The sequence below is a fragment of the Sphingobium ummariense RL-3 genome, assembly GCF_000447205.1.
GTDB classification, from domain to species: Bacteria; Pseudomonadota; Alphaproteobacteria; order Sphingomonadales; family Sphingomonadaceae; genus Sphingobium; species Sphingobium ummariense.
On sequence record NZ_AUWY01000068.1, the window covers coordinates 1 to 22,406 of the forward strand.

Annotated in this window: 19 protein-coding genes and 1 pseudogene; 10 read left to right on the forward strand and 10 right to left on the reverse strand. The window is 60.7% G+C overall.

Features of this window, described 5'->3' with window-relative positions:
- The first annotated feature begins 99 nt into the window (after positions 1 to 99).
- From M529_RS33380 to M529_RS33390, 3 genes are all read left to right on the forward strand, one after another.
- Positions 100 to 3,024 (forward strand): Tn3 family transposase, encoded by a 2,925-nt coding sequence (locus tag M529_RS33380; protein WP_021238839.1) that lies wholly within the window; start codon positions 100 to 102, stop codon positions 3,022 to 3,024.
- The gene (locus M529_RS33385) at positions 3,021 to 3,716 is read left to right on the forward strand and encodes a tyrosine-type recombinase/integrase (protein ID WP_201766338.1); all 696 of its coding nucleotides are present in this window, start codon (positions 3,021 to 3,023) and stop codon (positions 3,714 to 3,716) included. Before M529_RS33380 ends, M529_RS33385 begins: the two co-directional genes overlap by 4 nt.
- Positions 3,717 to 4,310: 594 nt before the next feature.
- Positions 4,311 to 5,366: a replication initiator protein A gene (locus M529_RS33390; protein ID WP_030092293.1), complete on the forward strand. Its 1,056-nt coding sequence runs from the start codon at positions 4,311 to 4,313 to the stop codon at positions 5,364 to 5,366.
- A 32-nt stretch (positions 5,367 to 5,398) separates the two neighbouring features.
- On the opposite strand, the gene M529_RS49160 is transcribed toward M529_RS33390, so the two are convergent.
- Positions 5,399 to 5,686: a ribbon-helix-helix domain-containing protein gene (locus tag M529_RS49160; protein WP_021238836.1), complete on the reverse strand. Its 288-nt coding sequence runs from the start codon at positions 5,684 to 5,686 to the stop codon at positions 5,399 to 5,401.
- Positions 5,679 to 6,347: a ParA family protein gene (locus M529_RS48310; RefSeq protein ID WP_066564817.1), complete on the reverse strand. Its 669-nt coding sequence runs from the start codon at positions 6,345 to 6,347 to the stop codon at positions 5,679 to 5,681. The genes M529_RS49160 and M529_RS48310 overlap by 8 nt, the downstream gene beginning before the upstream one ends.
- Positions 6,348 to 6,389: 42 nt before the next feature.
- Between M529_RS48310 and M529_RS49695 the strand changes: the two genes are divergently transcribed.
- The 5 genes and pseudogenes from M529_RS49695 (at position 6,390) to M529_RS33410 (ending at position 9,440) form a co-directional block, all read left to right on the forward strand.
- Positions 6,390 to 6,599: a hypothetical protein gene (locus M529_RS49695; protein WP_161626334.1), complete on the forward strand. Its 210-nt coding sequence runs from the start codon at positions 6,390 to 6,392 to the stop codon at positions 6,597 to 6,599.
- A 54-nt stretch (positions 6,600 to 6,653) separates the two neighbouring features.
- The gene (locus tag M529_RS33395) at positions 6,654 to 8,009 is read left to right on the forward strand and encodes an IS1380-like element IS1247 family transposase (protein ID WP_006473457.1); all 1,356 of its coding nucleotides are present in this window, start codon (positions 6,654 to 6,656) and stop codon (positions 8,007 to 8,009) included.
- A gap of 221 nt (positions 8,010 to 8,230) precedes the next feature.
- The gene (locus M529_RS33400) at positions 8,231 to 8,695 is read left to right on the forward strand and encodes an HPP family protein (protein ID WP_020817765.1); all 465 of its coding nucleotides are present in this window, start codon (positions 8,231 to 8,233) and stop codon (positions 8,693 to 8,695) included.
- 293 nt (positions 8,696 to 8,988) lie between these two features.
- A pseudogene (locus tag M529_RS33405) lies at positions 8,989 to 9,216 on the forward strand (AtzH-like domain-containing protein); the annotation flags it as partial.
- Positions 9,217 to 9,227: 11 nt separating this feature from the next.
- Positions 9,228 to 9,440 (forward strand): hypothetical protein, encoded by a 213-nt coding sequence (locus M529_RS33410; RefSeq protein WP_161626335.1) that lies wholly within the window; start codon positions 9,228 to 9,230, stop codon positions 9,438 to 9,440.
- On the opposite strand, the gene M529_RS50730 is transcribed toward M529_RS33410, so the two are convergent.
- From M529_RS50730 to M529_RS49175, 3 genes are all read right to left on the reverse strand, one after another.
- Positions 9,367 to 9,675, reverse strand: coding sequence for a HEPN domain-containing protein (locus tag M529_RS50730; protein ID WP_084491010.1), 309 nt, complete (start codon positions 9,673 to 9,675; stop codon positions 9,367 to 9,369). The genes M529_RS33410 and M529_RS50730 overlap by 74 nt on opposite strands.
- Before the next feature lie 26 nt (positions 9,676 to 9,701).
- A complete protein-coding gene (locus M529_RS50120) occupies positions 9,702 to 10,610 on the reverse strand; it encodes a recombinase family protein (protein WP_021317600.1) in 909 nt (302 codons plus the stop codon).
- Between the two features lie 164 nt (positions 10,611 to 10,774).
- Entirely contained in the window at positions 10,775 to 11,041 is a 267-nt protein-coding gene (locus tag M529_RS49175; RefSeq protein ID WP_145907851.1) for an HTH domain-containing protein, read from the reverse strand.
- Positions 11,042 to 11,525: 484 nt separating this feature from the next.
- On the opposite strand from M529_RS49175, the gene M529_RS33415 reads away from it, so the two are divergent.
- Together M529_RS33415 and M529_RS33420 are read left to right on the forward strand one after the other, a co-directional pair.
- On the forward strand, positions 11,526 to 17,237 hold the full coding sequence (locus M529_RS33415; protein ID WP_021317601.1) for a hypothetical protein: 5,712 nt from the start codon (positions 11,526 to 11,528) through the stop codon (positions 17,235 to 17,237).
- Between the two features lie 191 nt (positions 17,238 to 17,428).
- Entirely contained in the window at positions 17,429 to 17,707 is a 279-nt protein-coding gene (locus M529_RS33420) for a BrnA antitoxin family protein (protein ID WP_021317602.1), read from the forward strand.
- 62 nt (positions 17,708 to 17,769) lie between these two features.
- Here the strand turns inward: M529_RS33420 and M529_RS33425 are convergent, their stop codons facing one another.
- The 5 genes from M529_RS33425 to istA form a co-directional block, all read right to left on the reverse strand.
- On the reverse strand, positions 17,770 to 18,042 hold the full coding sequence (locus tag M529_RS33425) for a WGR domain-containing protein (RefSeq protein ID WP_021238845.1): 273 nt from the start codon (positions 18,040 to 18,042) through the stop codon (positions 17,770 to 17,772).
- 50 nt (positions 18,043 to 18,092) lie between these two features.
- A complete protein-coding gene (locus M529_RS33430; RefSeq protein ID WP_145907854.1) occupies positions 18,093 to 18,470 on the reverse strand; it encodes a hypothetical protein in 378 nt (125 codons plus the stop codon).
- A gap of 70 nt (positions 18,471 to 18,540) precedes the next feature.
- Entirely contained in the window at positions 18,541 to 19,440 is a 900-nt protein-coding gene (locus M529_RS33435) for a recombinase family protein (RefSeq protein WP_021317603.1), read from the reverse strand.
- A 223-nt stretch (positions 19,441 to 19,663) separates the two neighbouring features.
- The gene (gene istB / locus M529_RS33440; protein ID WP_009823666.1) at positions 19,664 to 20,473 is read right to left on the reverse strand and encodes an IS21-like element helper ATPase IstB; all 810 of its coding nucleotides are present in this window, start codon (positions 20,471 to 20,473) and stop codon (positions 19,664 to 19,666) included.
- A complete protein-coding gene (gene istA / locus M529_RS33445; RefSeq protein WP_009823667.1) occupies positions 20,473 to 21,978 on the reverse strand; it encodes an IS21 family transposase in 1,506 nt (501 codons plus the stop codon). The genes istB and istA overlap by 1 nt, the downstream gene beginning before the upstream one ends.
- Positions 21,979 to 22,406: the final 428 nt, after the last annotated feature.

Below are 22,406 nucleotides of genomic sequence, written 5' to 3' on the forward strand. Positions count from 1 at the left end.
TGGCCCCGTGACCGCGAAGCTGTGCAAAATGGCCATTTGACTTCGCGCGCCCGGTGATCCGGGTTAGAATGCCGTTTCGGCATGGATCAGGGAGCGTGCATGAAGCGGCTGTGGTCGGCGGACGAGCTGGGTGAACTCTGGACGCTGTCGCCCGACGATGTCGCGTTCATCGCCGACAATGCGGATGCCGGTAGGCTGGGGCTCGCCTGTCAGTTGACGTTCTGGCGGTCGCAGGGTCGTTTTCCAGATGAGGAAGCGGACCTCGCTCCGGCCGTGATCGCGCACCTCGCCGACCAGATCGGCGTGGCGGCGGACGTCGAGAGCTACGCGTTCACCGGTCGCTCTGGACGTCGGCACCGCCAGCGTGTTCTCGATCATCTGGCGGTCGGCACCTTCGACCATGCGGCCGAAGCGGCGTTTCGGTCGTGGCTGCTATCGGATATCCTCCCCCGCGAGCCGACACCATCCGCGCTTGAGGATGAGATCACCGGATGGTTCGCCGCGAGGCGGGTCGTCAGACCCGGATCCTACCGCCTCGACCGGCTCGTCCGCTCGCTTCGCTCGAGCCACGACGATGCGATGCTCGCCGGGGTCTATGATCGCCTTGACGATGGATCCCGCGCACGCCTGAACGCGCTGTTGGCCGATGATGGTGAGGGCGCGGGCTATACGCGATTGTCCGCCGATCCCGGAAAGCCGGGGCTCGACAGCCTGTTGGCCGAGGTCGCCAAGCTCGACCTAGTTCGTGGGCTGGGACTGTCGGCTGCGTTGCTTGGCGACGTGCATCCCGACCTCGTGAAACGATTTCGCAGGCGGGCCGCAGTCGAAAGCGCCTGGGAACTGCGCCGCCACCCGGATCGTATCAGGCTGCCGCTGCTCACCTTTTATTGCGTCCCGCGCGAGGCGGAGATCGTCGACGGGCTGGTCGACCTGCTCATCCAGATCACACACCGTATCACGGTCAAGGCTGAGCGGCGCGTCGTCACCGAGCTGCTGGAGGAAGCAAAGGCGGTCAGGGGCAAGAGCGGTATCCTGTTCAAGGTGGCGTCGGCCGTCACCGGTGCGCCCGACGGCTCCGTGCGCGAGGTGATCTTTCCCGTGGTCGACGAGCGCACGTTTCAGGCGTTGGTCAAGGAAGCGCTCGCCACCGGCTCGGCGCCGTCGCGCCGCGTCCACAAGGCGGTCCGCGCCTCCTACGGCGCCTATTACCGGCGCATGATGCCGAAACTCCTCGCCGCGCTCGACTTCCGCTCGAACAACAGCGCACACAAGCCGCTCACCGACGCGCTGGTGAAGATCCGCGCGGCCGAGAATGACGGACGGCAATATTTCAGCACTGCGGAGGTCGCGATCGACGGCGTCGTGCGCCCCAAATGGCGCGACATCGTGATCGAGGAAGCGCCGGATGGCTCGGAGCGGGTCAACAGGATCAATTACGAAATCTGCGTGCTCCAGACGCTGCGCGAGAAGCTCCGCTGCAAGGAGGTGTGGGTCGCGGGTGCGGGTCGGTTCCGCAACCCCGACGACGATCTGCCTGCCGACTTCAACGAACGACGCGCCGAATGCTATGAGCGGCTCGGCCTTACCACCGACGCGCGCGCCTTCACCGATTCCGTGAAGGCGGAGATGGAGCAGGCGTTGGCAATGCTCGATCGCGGCATGCCGGGCAACACCAGGGTCAAACTCAATCCGCGCCGCCGTCATCCAATCGTCGTGACCCCGCTCGATCCCCTTCCGGCACCTCCCACCCTCGAGGCGCTCGGCGGCGAGCTGGGTCGTCGCTGGCCGATGACGGGTTTGCTCGACATCCTGAAGGAGGCGGACCTCCGCATCGGCTTCACCCAGGCGTTCTCGACGGCGGCATCGCGCGCGGCGACGGACCCTGACGACGTCCGGCGACGTCTACTGCTCTGCCTATACGGCCTTGGCACCAATGCCGGGCTGAAGCGCCTGGTCGTCGGCGACCACGGCTTCACCTATAAGGAACTGCTCCACACCCGTCGCCGCTATATCGACGCCGAGTCCTTGCGGGACGCGACCAGGCGCGTCGTTAACGCCACGCTCGCCGCGCGCGATCCAGCGGTGTGGGGCGAGGGCACGACCGCGTGCGCGTCGGACAGCACGCACTTCGCCGCCTTCGACCAGAACCTGATGACCGAGTGGCATGTGCGCTACGGCGGGCGGGGCGTGATGATCTACTGGCACGTCGAGCGCCAGTCGGTGTGCATCCATTCGCGCCTGAAGCGCTGCTCGTCGTCCGAGGTCGCCTCGATGATCGAGGGCGTCCTCGCGCATGACACCGAGATGGAGATCGATCGCCAGTACGTCGACAGCCACGGGCAGAGCGAGGTGGCGTTCGCGTTCTGCAAGCTGCTCGGGTTCCAGCTGCTGCCGCGGCTCAAGGCCATCGCAGGCCAGAAGCTCTATCTGCCCGGACCTGGCACGGCGGACGATTACCCCAACCTCGCCTGCATCCTGACGCGCCCGATCGACTGGCCGCTGATCGAGCGGCAGTATGACGAGATGGTCCGCTACACGACCGCGATGGCCGAGCGCACCGCCGATCCCGAGGCGATCCTCCGGCGGTTCACCAGGAACAACGTCCAGCATCCGACCTACAAGGCACTTGCCGAGCTCGGCAAGGCGATGAAGACGGCGTTCCTGTGCTGCTACCTGCACGACGAGGCCCTGCGCCGCGAAATCAACGAGGGGCTGAACGTCGTAGAGACCTGGAACTCGGCCAACGGCTTCATCTTTTTCGGCCGGGGCGGCGAGGTCGCATCGAACCGGCTCGACGAGCAGCAGGCATCGGTCGCGGCGCTGCACCTCCTCCAGTCCTGCCTGGTGTACGTCAACACTCTGATGCTCCAGCGCGTTCTTGCCGAGGAGCGTTGGCGCGGGCGCATGACCGCAGCGGATGAGCGCGGCTTGACCCCGCTCATCTGGGCGCATGTCAGCCCGTATGGTGCGTTCGACCTGAATATGGAGCGGCGGCTCGACATCGAGGCCAGGATCGCCGCGTGACCCTCGGCGTACCCAGCCACTCTTTACAAAAAGCGCATTTCGTCAAGAGTGACGCCGACGGCAAGGGAATGCACCCAAGGGAACACAGCATGGCCGAGAAGGCGATCAACCGGCAAAATGTAAAGAGTGACACGGATACGGCCGCCGATGCCCACGAACGCCGCAAGGATTTCCTGACGGCAGCCGAGATCGACCGCCTGCTCAATGCCGCCAAGGCCGGACGGCATGGGCTACGCGATCACCTGCTCCTGCTGATGATGTACCGTCATGGACTGCGTGTAAGCGAGGCGACCGCGCTGCGGCGCGATGAAGTAGACCTTGCCGTATCGCGCCTGTGGGTGCGTCGCCTCAAAAACGGTTTGTCCGTCGAACAGCCGATCGCGGGCGACGAACTGCGTGCGATCCGGCGCTACCTCGCGCTGCGCGACGATCACCTGCCCTGGCTGTTCGTGTCCGAGCGCGGCGCGCAGCTAACCCGCCAGGCCGTCAATTACCTGCTGGCCCAGGCCTCAGCGCGCGCCAGCCTGCCGTCGGTCAACCCGCACATGCTGCGCCACTCTTGCGGGTTCGCGCTTGCGAACCGCGCCTACGACCTTCGCCTGATCCAGGACTATCTCGGCCACCGTGACCCCAAACACACCGTCCGCTACACGCGTACGGCCGGACGCCGGTTCGAGGGACTCTGGCGCTGAAATCCCAAATGGCCATTTTGCACAGCTTCGCGGTCACGGGGCCGATATGTGGGCGCTGACCGACGACGACAGCGGCCATGCGCTCCCGGCTGAGCGGCCACAGGGCACGCGATCGGAACTAAGGGTGCAGCGGAAGGGAGAAGGCCCAATCCTCGCCTCCTGGCCGGCCCCTGCCCCCTCCACAAGGCGCTAGGGTCCGATTGGACGCTGCGCCCGCCCCACTTCCCCCTCGGAAGCCCAGCGACCGCAGGTCGCCCTGTGACGGCATCGCCGTCACGCACCAAACAGCGCATTGGCCGTTAGGCCAATTCCGCTTGCCTTGCTTTACTGTGGGGGAACGCACCTCGCTTTCCCAAAATGCCCTTGTGTTATATTGTGTTAGAATCTGTGTTACGCTGAAATAAAGTGCCGATTTTCTGTTTTGAATCAGTTAGTTATAAAATACTCTCATGGGTGATAACACGAAAGATCATGGGTGATAACACGAAAGATCATGGGTGATAACACGAAAGGAAAACAGGGGTTGTCCACAGCTCAATGGGTGAAAGCACGAAGCCTATTGGTCCATGGGTGAAAACACGATAGGTATCAGCTATGGGTGATAACACGAATCCAGATGATCGCTCCCCTCTCCTACCGGATCGTTATCCTCAGCAGGACTTTTTCGTATGCGACGTTTTCGATGCCGCTCCCAAAGGGGACATGGCCTCGATGGAGCATCCCTTATTCAGCATCTCCACCAAGCCTGATCTGACCGCGCGGGAATATCGCAACGGCTCCACCTTCGTTCGCGTGTCTCCCGGCGAGCTGGGGCTGGCGACAGTTCACGACCGGGATGTGCTGATCTATTGCATCAGCCAGCTCATGGCGGCGCTAAACTCCGGACAGCCAGTCAACCAGGTCGTGCGCTTCAAGGCCTATGACCTATTGGTGGCGACCAATCGGGGAACTGATGGCCGGGGCTATGAGCAGCTACGCAGCGCCTTTAAACGCCTTCAGGGAACGCAAATTGAAACCAATATCCTGACTGGTGGGACTGAGGCGCTGGATATTTTCAGCCTGATCGATCGTGTGAGGATCATGCGCGAAACGCGAGAAGGCCGGATGCAAGAGGTCGAGGTGCGGCTATCGGATTGGGTGTTCAACGCGATCCGTTCCAATGAAGTGCTGACCCTGAACCGCCAATATTTTCGGCTACGGAAGCCGCTGGAAAGGCGGCTATACGAGATTGCCCGCAAGCATTGCGGGTGGCCGGGCAAAGCTGTCAAATTCGGTCTGGATACGCTGCAACGCAAATGCGGGTCCAAATCGACCGACTTTGAGTTTCGGCGTCTCATCAAGACAATTGTGGACCAGGACGATGCCCATGGTCATTTTCCGGACTATGCGCTGAGCTTTGACAACACCCGCGATCAGGTGACTTTCACGCCCCGCGCGGGAAAGGCCCTGCCCCAAGAAACGCTGTTCCCTATGATCTCCAACCAGGCCCTGGAAAAGGCCCGCACGGTCGCGCCAGGATATGATGTTTACGCGCTCAAGGGTGATTATCTCGCCTTCTGGGATGACAAGGGGCAGCAACCCCTCAAGAATGCGGATGCTGCCTTTCTAGGCTGGTGCAAAAAGCGACACGAACGTAATCCATTGCGCTAGCAGTGCCAGCATGGGATCGCGGATGCGTTTTGTCATGACCCGAATTTAGCTCGCGCATCATACTTCGCCACAAGGTCGCTGATTGCCTCCCCCAATAAGTCTTGTTGTTTGCGGCGGGTCTTTGCAGCCAATACGCGGAAGGCTTCAGCGGTCGGATCATCCTGATCGAAATAGCCGCCCAAGTGATACTTGCCTGCGTTACTGTTAGGTCGCTTGGCCTCTGCCCGTACAGCATCTGCCACAGGCTGCGGGATAGTGTTTTCGTTAGCCTCGGCCTGCGGCCGCTCGATAGCGGCGGATAATAGGGATTTTCTAGCCATGTGCAGCCTTACCTTTCGTCTTCACATGTGACGGTTTGATAATTTGCAAATATTCAAATATGAAATCTCGCAAAGCTGCAATCTCTAATGCGGCCTTCCCTTCCGGCTCATGCTCAATCACGCCTAGGCCATACGGCCACGCAGCTCGAAAGCTACTACGCTCACGGATTACCGCGCGGGCAACCTGTAAGCCGGTTGCCTCGGCCAACGTGCGAGCATCGTCTAACAAGGCAGTGGCGGTTGGCGGTGCGCCATTCAGGACGACGAAGGCCTGCTTGCCGGTCGCTGTGATAAGCTGCGCGGTGCGTTTGATTGCCTCTAGGTCGATCAGGGAAGGTCGGCATGGTATCAAAACCATATCCGAACGCTGCACGGCCTCTGCTGCTTCTGCGCCTGCCGCAGGCGGTGTGTCGATGATCGCCAGCGCAAAGCCTTCGGCTTCAGCTGCATTGATCCAGGGAGATAATCTACGGGCGCTTAATGGTTCGACGTGGGGCAGTTCAGCTGTTCGCCTCTCGCTCCACGCGGTTGCGCTTTCCTGCGGATCGAGGTCGATCAGAGCAGTTTTGATCCCTCCGGCCTGGGCGGCAACAGCTAGATTAACGGCCAGGGTTGTTTTTCCTGCACCGCCTTTCTGCGCTGCAATCGTGATAATTTTCATGTTTGCAAACTTTCAGGGATGAATTATTGATAGTTTGCCGATTTGAAGCGGCGCGTCAACATTCAGGAAAGCAGGCGGCTACGCGATGCCGAATGCATCGCGGATTGCCGCAACGAAAATATCAGCCTGCCCGACTGCCCATACGGCGTCATCGTCGCTGACAGGATCACCCGTGTAATCAGCGAGCAGGCGGAGACGCTCGACCTTGTTAACCCACATTTCCCAAGTAAGGCGCTGATTTCGCTGTCCTGACCATTATATTTCCTATATAAAACATGGTGTTGAAGGCTGCGAGGGGCGCGTTTCATGGATCACCCAGAGGGTGCGGGCTTGCAACGGGCAGATCGGGTGGATTTCGACCCTCGCGTGCGGCTGGAATTTCGCGGCACGCAGCTCAGTTCCGACGGCGGCCTTCTGGTGATGCGCGAGCTTGATGACGCGCTCGGGTTGTCCGATTTGGCGTCAGCGGCGCTGCGCGATACTCGCTCTGGCAAGAACACGGTCCATCGGCTCGACGGCCTGTTCCGGCAATCAGTCTTTGGGCGGCTGGCCGGATACGAGGATGTCAACGACGCCAACCGTCTCGCCTGCGATCCGGTCATGCGCCAAGTTGTCGGCGGCAGAGCGGTCGATGCACAAGCGGCCTCGGCATCGCAGATGGGACGGTTCGAGACCGAGACGCTGGCTCTGGCCGGGAACCGTGCCGCGCTGGCCGACCTGAACGGGCAATGGATCGACCGGTTCCATGACCGTAACGGGCTGAAGTACATCGTTCTGGACATGGACAGCTCGGTCAGCCCGACCCATGGCGACCAGGAAGGGTCCGCCTGGAATGGCCATTTCGACTGTAGCTGCTATCACCCCAACTTTCTGTTCAACCAGTTCGGGATGCTGGAACGCTGCGCCCTGCGCCATGGCAACGTCCACAGCGCCGATGGCTGGCGTGATGTTCTCGACCCCGTCATTGCGCGCTACGCGGAGCGCGACCTTGGTGGCAGGTTCTTCCGGGCCGATGCTGCCTACGCGATCCCGGCGATCTATGAGCGATTGGAAGAAGCGCGGTTCTTCTACGCCATCCGGCTGCCCGCAAACGCGGTCCTCAAGGACAAGATCGCGCATCGGCTAACGCGCCCTGTCGGGCGGCCGTCACTGACCAAGGTCAAGCGGTTCTTCGAGGAATTCGAGTATCAGGCGGCGTCCTGGGACAAGGAACGCCGGGTGATCGCCAAGATCGAATGGCATCCGGGCGAACTGTTCCCGCGTGTCGGCTTCATCGTCACCAACCTGCCGATGGAGCCGGACTGGGTGGTGCGGTTCTACAACCAGCGCGGCACCGCCGAGCAGCACATCAAAGAGGGCAAATACGCCTTTCGCTGGACGCGGCTGTCGTGCCGGAAGTTCCGCGACAATGAGGTGCGGCTGCAACTGCACGCCCTGGCGTACAACCTGGCCACCTTCTTGCGCTGCATCGAGCTGCCCGAGGCCATGGCCGACTGGTCGTTGACCAGCCTGCAACTGAAGCTGATCAAGATCGGGGCACGTGTGGTCCGTCACGCCCGCACCATCACCTTCCAGCTGGCCGAGGTCGCTGTCACCGGCACGATGGTACGCGCCATCCTCGCCGCTATCCGCCGATTGCGAGCGCCACCGCTATGCGCATGATCGCGATCCACGCTCAAACTGAACGAAAGCGGCTGGACAGATCTGTCCGCTGCGCTGAAAAACGCCGCCCCTGGGCAAGGAAACAGCGGCTTCGCGGTCTGATCCGTCCAGATCCAGCAGTCTGCGCGACCGCAGGTGCCGCTTGCGGCAGAAAATCCTTGTCTAGCGCTCGGATACAGGCGATCTTCACCTCAAACGACACGCCACTTGGGGAATGCAGGATGAAGTGGGCGACGACCGATGCGATGTCGTGGCGGCGGATCGGGCTGGCAGGCTCGGTCTTTCTCGCCACCCTCGCGCTGTTCGGTGGGCTCGCTTATCATTTCGCGATCGTTGCGATGTGGATGCCGCTGGTCAATTCGGTCGCGTTGATTGCCACGACCCCCTCGGCTCCCTCGGCGCGGCCCTGGCCGATCATGGCGGGGCATGCCGCGACCGCGTTCGTCGGTTCGCTGGCCGGCTGGATGTTCGGCGCTTCGGTGCTGGTCGCGATCATCGCCGCCACGCTCGGCCTGCTGCTGATGATGGCGGCCCGTGCGGTCCATCCGCCCGCGGCGGCGACGGGGCTCGTCTTCACGCTGCATCCGGTGCCCCCGCATGTCGCGGTGCCGCTGCTGATGCTGGGCGCCGGTGCGGTGACGCTGATCGGCATGGCGCTGCGCCGCTGGGATCGCCCGTCCGCATGACCCCCGGATTGGGCATCGCCTGAATTTCGGCTAGGAGCCGGCGGATCGGGATACCTGGAGATCCGCTTTGTTCAGAACATTTTTCACGCTCGGGCTGTTGCTGGTTGCAATGCCGCTTCGCGCCGTTGGCCCCGATCCGGCGGCGCTGGCCGAGGTCGATCATATCTTCGCGCAGTGGCAGCTGGACGCGCATGTGCCCGGTCTGGTCTATGGCGTCTTCGCCGATGGAAAGCTCGTCCATGTGAAAGCGCGCTTGAAGCTGTTGCAGAAGGCAAAATCCAACTCTATATGGTTTCGAGGCGATCGCCGCGTTTCGCGTGGCGCGGGTCGGCGGATCGCCCCAGCGCTCGATCTTCAACACGGTCATCACCACCTTCGGCACTGATTTCGCGACAGCCAACACCGAGTTCCAGCGCGAAGGCGCGCCCAGACCCGGCCGCCAGAGCCAGAGCTGGGTCCGCATGCCCGAAGGCTGGCGTGTGGTGAGTGCGCATATCTCGATGCTCGGCGAGGGCAACTGATGCTGCCCGAGATGATCGATATCCCGACGCTGCGCCGCGGATATGCCGAGCGGCGCTGGTCGCCCGCCGAACTGCTGACCATGCTCGCCGAGCGCATGGACAAGGCCGATCCGGCGACCTTCATCGCCCGCGCGCCGATCACTGCCTTGTTCAAGGCTGCGGCCGAGCTGATCGCCCGCGCGCCGGAACCGAACAGCCTGCCACTATGGGGCATCCCCTGTTAAGCGAACTGCCGAGTTCTGACGCGACGTGTCCGCCAAGGACAAGATGCTGACCGAAGGCCGCAATCAATCCTCTATGGGTTTTGGTAGCGGAAGCGGTTTCCGCGACGTTGGCAGAACGGAGCGCCGCGTGAGCGGCGTCGAACATGGCATAATAAGCGCGGTTACAAGCGCCATCAGCATCACCACCGGCAAGCAATTGATGCGCGCTTGCCAAGGCTTGAGCCGCCTTCCGCATATAGGATGCCGGTGTGACGGGCTTGCTCACAGGGCTACCCCTTCACGCTGGATCGTGCGGATCAGGGCGGGATTGCTGAATTGTTCAGGGTTTTCCATTTCGTCGCCCCACAGCGGCAGGGCTTCGACCAGGATTCCGGTTTCCAGCATTACGTCGAACGCGATGCCCGCCATGTCGATTGCCGTGGTTGACCGTTTGCCGTGTTCGCCTTTCAGCACCACGGCAATATCAGCGTCACTTGTCGCGTTGTGTGTGCGACGGGCGCGGCTTCCGAACAGAATGGCGCGATCAACGGCGTAGCGGCCTGATATGCGGCTCATGAACACCCGCGCTGCGCGCTCAGTATCCGAATCCAATGGTGGTTGGGCCTTTGCGGGGATGAGCTTGTTCCCAAGGCGGGATATGGTGCTTTGGCTGACGTTGAACCGGCGCGCGAGATCCGCTTGCGTTGCGCTGCCATCGGCCAGCGCGCGCAGGGCTTCGGTGCGTTGATGGGCGGTGAGCATTGGCGGGCGTCCCATATGCTGTCCGCGCGCCACGGCGCGGGCGCGCCCCTCCCCTGTCCGCGTAACGATCAGCTCGCGCTCAAACTCGGCCAGCCCGCCCAGCACCGTCAGCATTAAGCGGCCATGTGGGGTTGTGGTATCGGCCCACGGATCACCGAGCGAGCGGAACAACGCCCCTGCCCTTGCCACCGTGTCGAGAATGTTGAGCAGATCGCGCGTTGAGCGCGCCAGTCGGTCGAGACGGGTAACGATCAGCGTATCCCCTGCTCCCAGCACCTTGAGCGCCTTCGCCAGCTCCTTGCGATCGCTCTTTATGCCACTCGCGGTTTCGTGGAACACCTTCGCAGCCCCAGCGGCGACAAGTGCCGCTCGCTGTGCATCGAGAGTCTGGCCGTCTGTTGAGACGCGGGCATAGCCATAAATGGTCATGCCCAAACTATAACCGAAATGCCCTTCTTTATGCAAATATCTTTCGCATACCCGAGAGCCGCAGATTTAGGTGGTTTTCCGACTTATGCAAAACTTGTGATTTTTGGATCAAGCAAACCTCACTCAATAAAATTTGGCGTGCCAACCTCATATTATTAATTAATTTAATTTTTTATCTTTATTATTTTAACTCTTCTGTCTGTTTTGCATTCCTCAGTATATATTTTCCCTTCTTCAGTTAAGGATTTTATTTTTAAATAAAACCCCCTGTTTGATATATTTAGAAAACTCATTAGGTTTTTTGTAGAAAGCCCGCCGTGCTTTTCCAAAAGAATGAGAATTTTAGCCTCTTCCCTAAGGAGATCTATTCCGTATTTTTTTTTAAAACTTTTGCTAGCTTCAATTATATTGAAATTATCTATGTTGGTCATTTGCGGTAACCCTTTAAATTACAGGAATATTTGCGACCCGCCAAAGACAACTAAAGTCTCTGCAATACCCCCCAAAGATGCCGCCAAACAGCCAGCAGCCAGCAGCCAGCAGCCAGCAGCCAGCAGCCAGCAGCCAGCAGCCAGCAGCCAGCAGCCAGCAGCCAGCAGCCAGTTACAATATTTGTAATTCCGCGCAACCATTAGAACTATTTACATGCATTTTTTGCAGTCGATAGCTGTTGTGATTGCCATTTATGTCAATACACCCGCAAATTGACGGCGAAGCTACGATCATATCGTAGCTATGCAGTCGCGTGCAATCATTTAGGTTTCCGGGGGGAATTGATGTCGTGACCAATATTTATATGGCTGCAACCGCCAACTAATCACATATTTTAAAAAACTCAGATCGCCCTCCGCTAAATATTAGCGAATGGGCGCGGCATTTTATGCCGCCTGAGAACACTAAGGAAATGGTAGAAACATGCTCAAGAATTTCCAAAAATCGCTGCTTATTTCGACAGCTATTCCGGTCGCTTTTATGGCGGCTTCCGCCGCACAAGCGCGTGATGTCAGCGTGCCCGCTCCAGTCGCACCCGCGACGTCGGTGCCCGGTACCACCGTGAATGCGGCGATCGTGACTGCAATCACGGCCCCCGACGACGCAAATCTAAAGCTGACGGTGCCGTCAGCCGGTGTCGTGTTGGGCGATTCGATCGTGCTGAATCCCAACACCGGTCAAGGCGATGGCAAGATTGAATTTCTGAGCGATGGCAAGATCGGCGCGGTCGATGCAGCGACTGGTTCAGTGACCGATGGCGCAGGCGCAATCTTCAACGGCCGTGCGGCGGCTGGTGCAGCGAACAGCTTCAAAGGCACCAATAACGGCCTGATCGCTGGTGGGCTGCGCACCGTTGGCTTCGGCGGCGATGCCTCCATCACTAATGGCGGCGAAATCTATAACGGCATCACGGCATCGGGTCAGGGCAATGTGTCGATCACGACATCGGCTGCGGGCGCGGTGCGGTCGGGTAATGTCGTGGCAAGCTCGATCACGGTGGATACCGCCGCTGCGCCAGTTGATGGCGTTACAAAGACCAGCTTTGCTGGTGGGAAAGCCAGCATTGTGCAGGCCGGCGATGCGGCGGATGCTGAAGACAGCGTACGCGGCAATCTGAACGCGACCGGCCTGAATGGCGCGGAAGTGACCGTTTCCGCCAAGGCGCGCAATGTCATCGCGTCGGCCGGCGGCGTGACCGAAACGGTGGGCGGCAGCAATGCAGTGACCAGCGGCACTGTAACCACCACCACCGTCCGCAACGACGTCACGCGCGGGGGCGGATCGGCCAATGTAACTGTCGGCGGTGACGGCGATGTGGCCCTTGTCAGCGCGACCGGCATCGGGGGTGCCAGCGCAACCATTGATGGTGCGGTTGCGGGCAATGTGAATGCCAGTTCGAACGGCACTTCTACCACCTACACGGATATCAGCGTCGTCGATGGCGCCGTCCCGGTCAGCGGTTCAACAAAAACCACCAGCACTGCCGTTGGCAAAGCCGCCGACGTTTCTGTCGGCGAAGATGGCAGCGTCGGAGGTTCGGTCAGCGTAAATGGCCAAGGCAGCGCATCGACAGTGATCGACGGCACGGTTGACGGGAATGTCAGTCTTACTTCGACTGCTACAAATAATGCCTATGATTATGCTTCGACCCCCACGGGCTACACCTATAGCGACACTAATGTTGGGGCGGGCGGCGCCGCTACCGGCGCGGTCGGCGCGACCGGGACGGTCGATGGCAACTTCACAGCCATCGGGGACAATAGCGTCGTTCTGAACAATGCCGGGACGATCAAGGGCAATGTCACAGGCACGTCGCGCCGGTCTCTGACAAATTCCAGCGGCAAGGTCGGCAGTAGCACCACGACCAGCGCTACGCTGATCGAGACAACCAGCCAGAGCGAATCGACCTCACGCAGCGCAACCACCACTGGCACCGCCAGCTTCGTCAACGAAGTTGGTGGGCAAGTGCAGGGCAATGTCTCGCTGAGCGCGGGTGGTGACGTGACTTACAACAACGACGGTGTTGTATTCGGTTCGACCAGCTTGGTCAGTCAAGGCACGGACAACGCGACGACCAGCAGCAACACGACCAAGGTTTCGACCGCGATCGCGACGCCGCCCGCGCTGGATGTCGTAACGACCTCTGTCGAAGACAAATCCACGACCGTCACGACACACACCGGCGGCAATGTCACCGGCACTTATGCCAATGCCAACGGCACGCTGAATTTCGGCGTCAACGGCAATGGATCGGTAAACCAACTCGCCGACCAGGCGAGCAGCGCGACCGTTTCCGGCGTAATTTATGGTAGCCTGACGTCGCAAGCCGGCTCGGCGAACAGCCAGTCGAACAGCGAAAGCAAATCGGTTGAGGTTTTGTCGGGCGGCAACGGCACGCGCAGCCTGACCAGCGCGTCCAGTTCTTCGTCCACCACCAATGCAGGTGGCGACAGCAGCGTCACCGTCAGCGGCAAGCTGGCTGAGGGCGAGGCCGGAGTAGTGCCTTCGCTGTCCTCCTATGCCACCGGCAACAGCGGTGTCACCCTTTCGGGCACCGTCGAAGGCGGGATATATTCGAGCGCATCGGGTACTGATGTCAGCAGTGCTTCCACCCAGACGGCATCGCAGACGATCACGTCCAGCGTAGCGCGCACAGACAGTCTGGCGCGAACTGATGACTACGGCTACAATTCGGTCGGCGGTGCCTCCACCGTCGATGTTGCGGCCACGGGCAAGGCCGCCACGCTGTCTGGCAATGTCAATGCCTATGGCCAAACGGGCGCAAGCGTCACGGTTGCCAAGGGCGGCGTGGTCGGCAGCAGCGCTGACAATCCTTTTGGCGGCGTTTATGCCAATGCGGATGGCACTGACTATACCACCAAACAGGAGCGAAGCTTCACGCGCGTTCCGGCGGAGGGCACAGCAACAGCTTCCGACAAATACACCTCCAGCTATGCCACCAGCGCCGATGTAGGTGATGCAACTGTAGCAGTCGCCGGAACCGTGGCTGGCAACGCGGAAAGCTCCACCACGCGCGGAAAGGCGACGACCACCGTCACCGGCACTATCGGCGGGGACGCTGTCGCCACGGCAGCCTATGGCAACGACTATCAGTCTAGCAGCACGACTGACTATGCGGGCAAGGTAGCGGCTTCCGGTTCGACCAGCTTTGGTTCGCTGGTACCCAAGGTGTCCAAGCAAGTGAGCAGTTCCACCAGCAACAATGTCGGCGGCGCAGCTTCGATCCTGGTCGATACGGCCAGCGATCTGCAAAAGGCTGACAAGATTGGGGTATCCGGTTCGGTCTATGCAACCGGCCTCTCCTCCGCCACAGCGACGATTGCCAATGGTTCCAAAGTAAATGGCAACGTTGAAGCCTACAGCCACTTCACCAACTCGGCCAGCGAAGCGACCACGCTCTACAATAGCGCCGGTGAAGCAACCGAAAACAGCGCGTCTTACGCCACAACCTTGGCTGGCGGTGACGCTAATGTAGCGGTCGGCACCAAGAGCGAGATCGGCGGCAGCGTCTATGCCGATGGCGACAAGACGGCCACGGTCAGCAATGCCGGTATGATCGAGGGGTCTGTCATTGCCGATACCCTGCATTCGGTAGTGTCATCGACCTCGAAGAGCACCAACCTCAACAATGTCGGCCTACGCCAGGACGAAACCACCAATGCATATACCGGCATCGGTGGCGCGGCGACGGTCACCAACGCCGCAGGCGCGCTGATCGGGGGCGATGTCTATGTCGCTGGTGCGACCGGCATCCTTACCAATGGCGGCGGCATTGCGGGCAAGGTGGTGTTGGGCCAATCAATCGATAATCACAGCCAAACCCAAATCGATACCGTCACCACCACCACCCAGACGGTCACGCCTGCCGAAGCACTGACAGCGCAAACCTATACGTTCGACCAGAATAACTTCCTGGGCGGCGGCGTCTATGTCGGCGATGCGACTATTACCGACCCCTTCGGTAGGGATGACGCCCCAGACATCAAGACGAGTGACGTGAAGGCAACGGTCAACCTGAATGCCGGGTCGGTCACACTGGGCAACATCGTCGGCCAGCGTGACGCTGAAACGGGTGCATTCCTGACCGATACGGTCCTGAACCTCAACGGATCGGGTTTCCTGGGGGCTGATGTCCTCAACCTCAAAACCCCGACTTCACCCACCTACACTCCCGAAGCAGTGCTGCCGAAGGAAGCACAGGAACTTGGCTTCGGTACTTATAGCACCGGTGCAGTACGTATTCTGGGCGTCAACAGCGTCAATAAGGCCGATGCGGGCACTTTCGTTCTCGATCTTGCCCCCTATATTGAGGATTCTGTAGACCTCAATCGCTGGAGTGCCGATGTCGGGTCAATCAACGTTAGTGCTGGTGAATTGCAGATCACGGGACCTGCCTATGACCCAACCGACGCAGATGGTGCCTATATCGGTATTCAGGGTAACATTGTCGTCGATGGCGGCTCACTGGTCTTCGGTCGCCGGACGTTGATCGACGGTGGCCTTGTCGGAGGCAGCATCACCTCTGCAGGCGTGGAAACGATCTCTGGCGTGCATGTTGTACTGAATGGCGACTATAGCCAGTCGGACACGGGCACGACTGTGGTCGGGGTGAGCCCGTCACTGGTGCGTTTCGCTCCGGTGTCGGTCGGCACGGCCAATGGCGGCAGCGAAGTGCTTGGGCCGATCGAAGCAGGGGCGACCGTGCCCTTCTTCACCACGCCGGCCAATGGCTTCTCCGCTCAGTCCACCCCCTCGCGTATCGACGTGACGGGCAAGGTCACTCTGAGCGGCAAGGTGCTGGTCGATGTGACTAAGGATGCAATCTATTCGGCGGGAGATGGCTATACGCTGTTCACCTATGGCGATACGGACAGCGCTGTGAGCGCGACTGTCAACCAGTCGATCAGTTCACCCTTTGTAAGCTTCGATCTGCAGAAGGATGACGCGACCAAGACCGTCAAGATCGTCGCCAAACGTGTCGGTTACGCTACTGCGGCGACTAACCCCAATGCCGTATCGGCCGCCAATGCACTGGATGCGCTGATCCCAACGATCGTCCAGAAGATCAGTGACGACGCCAATGGCGGATCGGTATTCACCACGGTGAGCGAGATCGGCCTGGTGCAGGATGCCGCGAACATCATCTCGGGTCTCGACTGGCGTCTCAGCCAAGCGGGCGCGGCGCAGGTGTTCAATGAACTGTCATCGGCGGAAATCTATGGTTCGCTGGCGGCGATCGAGCAGAATTCAGCCCTGACCGAATCGTTCGAGACCGCAGCAGCCATTGGCAGCAACGGCGTGTGGATCAATCCGGTTGGTCGCTTCGCCCGCTATGGCGGCACGAATTCGGGCGCATCGAAGATTCGTGACAACAGCTATGGCGGAGCGATCGGCCTGAACCTGGGTTATGCGGACAATGGCACCTTCGGTATCGGCTTCGCCTATGCTGAACACGACATTGCCGCTCGCGGCACCCCAGAAACGGCGAAAGCCAAGACCTACTCGCTCGGCGTCAACTGGAAGCATGTCTTTGGACCGATCCAGGCCGGTGCACAGTTCGTCTATGGCTTTTCCAACTTCGACGTCACCCGCGATCTGACCGTGCTTGATCGCACGATCACGGCATCCTTCAAGGGTCGCCAGTGGGACGGCAATGTCGAACTGGGTTATGACGTGCTGGCCGGTTCGGGCGTCACTGTCCTGCCCTTTGGCAAGCTGGCGCTACGTCACTGGACGCTGGGTGGCTTCACCGAACAGGGTGGAGCAGGTATCGGCCTGACTGCCGGACGCGACTCCAAGACAGTATTCGTGCCTGAACTGGGCGTTCGCCTGGGTGCAGAACTGTCCAATGGCGGCGACGTCTCCATCCGTCCCTTCGGCAAGCTGAGCTACACCTTCCAGGGGGATGTCGGCAGCAGCCGTGAATTTGCCTTCGCGACGGGTGGAAGCCCATTCACTCTGAAGGGTGTCGATCCGAAGGGCTTCGGCTCCATTGACGGCGGAATCAGCGCACTGTTCAAAGAACGCATCGGCGTCTTTGTCCAAGGCGGTCTCAATTTCGGTGGCTCTCAGAAGGGTGCCGAAGCGCGTGGTGGCATCAACGTCCGGTTCTGACCCCCAAAGACCAAAATGAACTAACGTAGATGTTACCCAAGGGGATGGAAGCTCGCTTCCGTCCCCTTGTTCTTAAATATCCGAGGAAAGGCCATAGATGGTACGCTGAGCAACGCTTAGCGAAAGCCAAACGGTGATTTTTAACCCGATCGTCAGCGCCTGCAAGGTAACAAAGCACGAGAGACGACGATATGAGCAAGAAACCCCTTGAGGCCGCGTTGCAGGATCAACTCAACAAGCTGGCTTCACTGCCGGATGATCAGATCGATACTGTCGATACTCATGAGACTTCCCCTGAGGCTTGGCTGCATGCGCGCCGACCTGGCCTTTACAAGCCCGTCAAGAAGCCGGTCACGCTTCGGCTCGACGCCGATGTCGTGGCCTGGTTTAAGGATCACGCGGAAGGTCGAGGATACCAGACCGAGATCAATCGCGTGCTTCGTCTCTATATCACGGAAACTCGCGCCTGATCGCTTCCAAAGTGCCTTATTCCTCCGCCTGCAGGGGGAGGCGAAGTCAATGCTAGAGATGCCTATAGCGGACGGTAGGCGACGCCGATCCGGCTCTCGGCGGTATCGCGCCGGCTCAGGGTCGCGGCGATATGCCGCTCGGCCGCCGCGCGATCGGCGAAGGCTCGGGCCTGCGCCTGACCGCGCGCGCCGATCCGCCCCCAGCGGGTTTCGACGACGATCATGCCAAAGAGGTCGAGGCTGGCGGTGATGCTGTAGCGCCGGCGAATGTTGCGGGCCGGGTCGAGCGCCACCAGCTCGATCGGATCAGGCAGAGGAAGGTTCGCGCCGAACATGGCGCGGAGCCTACAAAATCAGCTTTGCGAAGTCCGACGACTTATCTGACTCAATGGCGCGTCGCTGATTCACGCGCTGAATCAATGAGGATGAGATCGGGGGCGGAAATCGCCAGATACGACCGCACGGCCTGCTCGATCGCCGGCCATCGCGCCAACGAATGGGCGGGATGCGCCAGTTGCTCCAAGCTGATCGTGCCACCGATCGACACCACCATGCGCCAGAAGCACAGCGCGCGCGGTATCCATATCCTGGGCAGGGAGGACGGTACTATCGCCATCCAGCCATGCTCATCGGGTTCGGTGAACTCGGTGGGATCGACGCTGCCGAACATCCAGTCGCCCCGTTCGGCCTGGGGCGGGGCATCGCCAAGCGCCTCGGCGCGTATCATCCGGTCGAGCAAGGCCACCAAAGTATTTCGGTCCAATTCGGCCCAGTCGGCCCGAAGCTGCGATTTTGGCCAGGTTGAAGAACGAACACTGAACGCTTGATTGATTCTACCAGGACCGTTGCTGACCACCGACCTCGTAGATATCGGCTTCCATGGAGCAATTGTAGCTCTCTGCGATGTTGAACATCTCGGAGAGGAGGCTTTGGATTTCCTCATCAAGGGAAATGCCATCCGGATCGGGGTCATAGGCGACGGTCAGTTTGTAATCACAATTGCCGTTTTTTACCATGGCGTAGTCGCGTTCCAGCATCGCCTCAATCCGCTCCCGAGCGGGTTTTCTACCTCTTCCACGCTTGTTGAAGTTCTCGATAATCAGATGCAGGGCGATGCTGGCAGTGGGCGGCTTTTCCGGCAGTTTGGTCTGTGACGGAATAATGTCGAGCGCCCGATAGACGGTCATTCGTGAGACCTTCAGGTCGCGGGCAACGCGGGCCTTGCTGGCGCCGGCGGCAAGGCGACGGCGGATTTCATCGTCATCGACGTTCTTCTTCCGGCCTTTGTAAACGCCTTCGGCGCGCGCCGCTTCGATCCCGGCGCGCTGACGATCCTTGATGAACTTCAGCTCCATATCGGCGACCATGCCGAGTATGGTGATGACCATTCGCCCCATGTCGCCCGCCGTCGTCACCTCTGGCTCAAGGATGCGCAGCGAAGCTCCCTTTTCATCAAGCTCATGCACCAGGTTCAGGACATCGCGCGTGGAGCGGCCGAGCCGGTCGAGCCGCAGCACGACCAGCTCGTCGCCGGTGTGCATAAACTGCATGATCGTTTCCAGTTCCGTGCGCCCGCTCCGCGAGGCCCCCGATCCGGTCTCGGAACGGATAATTTCGCAACCTGCATTCTTGAGGCGGCCAATCTGGATATCCAGATCCTGGTCCGTGGTGCTGACGCGGGCATATCCGATACGAGCTGTAGCGCGACGATTACGGAGTCCGGTCGGCGTCAATTATGATGGCCGATAGGTGGCCGCGCCGGTTGGTGAATTCTGGCTACCATTTGCTGTTGCGGGGAGCAACCGTCGAGCGACAATTACGACGCTGGGTAATTGTCGCTGACGCTGGCCGGAAGCGAGGGTCTGAAGCGCATGGGATGGTTGGCATGTAATTGCCGCTGGCGACAATTACCCGTTGCCTCAGCAAGGGTGCTCCCGAGCGCGAAGCCAGCGACAATTATGATGGCCGGTCCGGGGCGCCATTCGGCGGGTCGTAATCGCCGGCGTTGATACGGGCGACGGCGGAACGTTTGCGGTAGCTTTCGCCGTTCATCTCGATGATGATCGAGTGGTGCACGAGGCGGTCGATCGCGGCGACAGTCATAGCGGGATCAGGGAAGACGTTGTCCCATGCCGAAAATGGCTGGTTGGCGGTAATGGCGAGCGAGTGGCGTTCGTAGCGGTGGGCGATGAGCTCGAACAAGGCGCTGGTCTCGACCTGGTCCTTGCGGACGTAGGACAGATCGTCGAGCACGATGAGATCGAACTTGTCGAGCTTGTCGAGCATGGCGGGTAGGCTGAGGTCGCGGCGCGCGGACTGGAGCTTCTGGACCATGTCGGTGGTGGAGCAGAACAGGACGCGCCGCCCCGTGTCGATGAGGGCATGACCAATGGCAGCAACTGCGTGCGTCTTGCCGGTCCCGCTCTGGCCGAACAGCAGCAGGTTGCCGCCGCTCTCGATCCAGTCGTCACCGGCGGCGAGGGACAAGAGGTGCGGTTTGCGGATGCCGGGGGCTGCGTCGAAATCGAAGGTGGCGAAGGTCTTGCCTGCGGGCAAGCCGGACTGGTCGCGATGGCGCTGGATGCGCCGGGAGGAGCGATCGGCCATCTCGATCTCGAGAAGCGAGGCCAGCAGGTTGGCGGCCGGCCAGCCATCGCGATCGGCGGTGTCGGTGAGGCGCTTCCAGTTGCGGTTGATACTCGGCAGGCGCAAGGCCTTGAGCAGGGTAGGCAGCACGGCGGCGGCCTGGTCCTTGGTGCGGGTCATCAGTACACCTCCCCGCTGGCGATCAAGCTGTTGTAGCTGTGCAGATCGGGAGGCGGGATAGTGACATCGCGCTGCGATCTTGCGGTTGGCAGGAACTCGTCCCTGAGCGCATCGACATCGGGCAAGCGCCCTCTGTCGAGTGCCTCATCGATCCGCCGGGCCAGCACGTCGACACAGTCGCCCCTGGCGGCGATATCGAGCAGCGCGACGGCATCGCGGCAGGCCTGCCGTCCATCGAGTTGGGCATCGAAGGCTTGCCAGGCCCGCCGGTAGGCGTGATCGGGGAACAGGGCTTCGCGGTAGACGAGGTTGCGCAGCGCACCAGGCTTGCGGCGCAGGTTACCGATCATGTGCCGGAAATCGATGCTGTGCCCCCGGTGGGGATGGCTGATCCGCACACGCGGCGTGGACATTACCCTGTCCGGACCGAGGAAGAGCTCAATGCGATCGTCAAAGAGATGCGCGTTGAGGCGCCGTCCGACGAGGCGGGAAGGCACCGAATAGGTAACCCGATCGATGGCGACGGTGCCGTTGCGGGTGACATCGACGGTGACCATGGCGAAATCGGTGGTTCGCCTTGCGGGCAGCGCCTTGAGTACCCTGCGTTCTGCATCGATGTGCGCAGCATGCCGCCGGTTCTGTCTGGCGACCTGCGCCTCAACGAACTCGCGCCAGGCCTCGATGCTGACGAAATCGCGGCTTCCCCGCCGGCGTAAGGCCTGATCGAGCCGTCGCTTGAGATGGGCATGGGGACCTTCGATCGATCCGTTCTCGTGCGCCTCGCCGCGGTTGTTGCGGGTAGCGAGCATGCCGTAATGACGGCACAGCTCGTCATAGCTTCGGGTAAAATCCCGCTGCGCATCGGCGTCGAGGTTTTTGTAGGCGGCTGACAGGGAATCGCTGCGGTGTTCGGCCGGCGCGCCGCCCAGCTTCCACAAGGCATCCTGCAGGTGCTCCGAAAGGGCGGCAAAGCTCTCCCCGCCCAGCACGACAGCCGCATGCTCCCAGCCACTCGCCGCCAAGCGGAAGTGGTAAAGGCGATAGGCCAGGGTCTCGCCGGCAACGGTGACCTTGAGACTGTCGCATACCGTGAAATCCGACAGGCCCTGCCGACCGGGCTCATGATGCTGCGGGAAGAAGATCTCCTTCTCGCCGCCGTGCAGTGCCCGCCAGCGGGCGATCCGGCGTTCAAGTGTTCGTCGTATCGCATCGGGAACAGCATCCTCGCCGAACTCGTCCTGGAGCGTCTCGAAGACCGTGACGGCAATGATACCGTCGATCTGGAGCAACTCCTCGACGCGTGGCCAGAATGGCTCGAGCGGATCGGCGCGGGTGCGCCAGTGGCGCTCCTTCTTCTTCTGGGACGGAAGCTGCGGATCGTTCTCGATCCGGCGTGCGCTGCGCTCGCTGATACCGGCCTTGGCAGCCGCGACGGCCTGGGTGTGTTGGCGACGATGGGTCATGAAGAGAAATACCTGCTGATCGGAAATGTGGTGGCCCGGCATCGCAAACCCATCGCTCGTTGTTCGATGAGTGTTCCGATACCACCGCCCGCCACAGCCCCGATCAGCCCCCCCGAAAGAAGGGGAAAAAGATCGCCACCGGTTGTCTGGTCCGCTCTCCGGTCGGGGCTACGCCCCTCCCTACGATCAGCCCAGACAACCGATCCTACCGGCCATCATAGTTGCCGCTCAACCGGCCATCGTAGTTGTCGCCACGCAACGAGCCAAGTGCAAAATCCGTCACATTAGGGTGGCTCTTGCAGTGTATCGTCACATTGAGCGCAAACCCACCCTTTTGTGACAGACGAATGGTGTCACTCGGCCCTATCACTCTGGGGTGTACCCAAATGTTATAGGCCGATCAGCCGCCTCACGCTGCAAGCCGTCCAAAATCAATCCGGTCGTTCAGGTCGAGGTCGAAGCGGCCATAA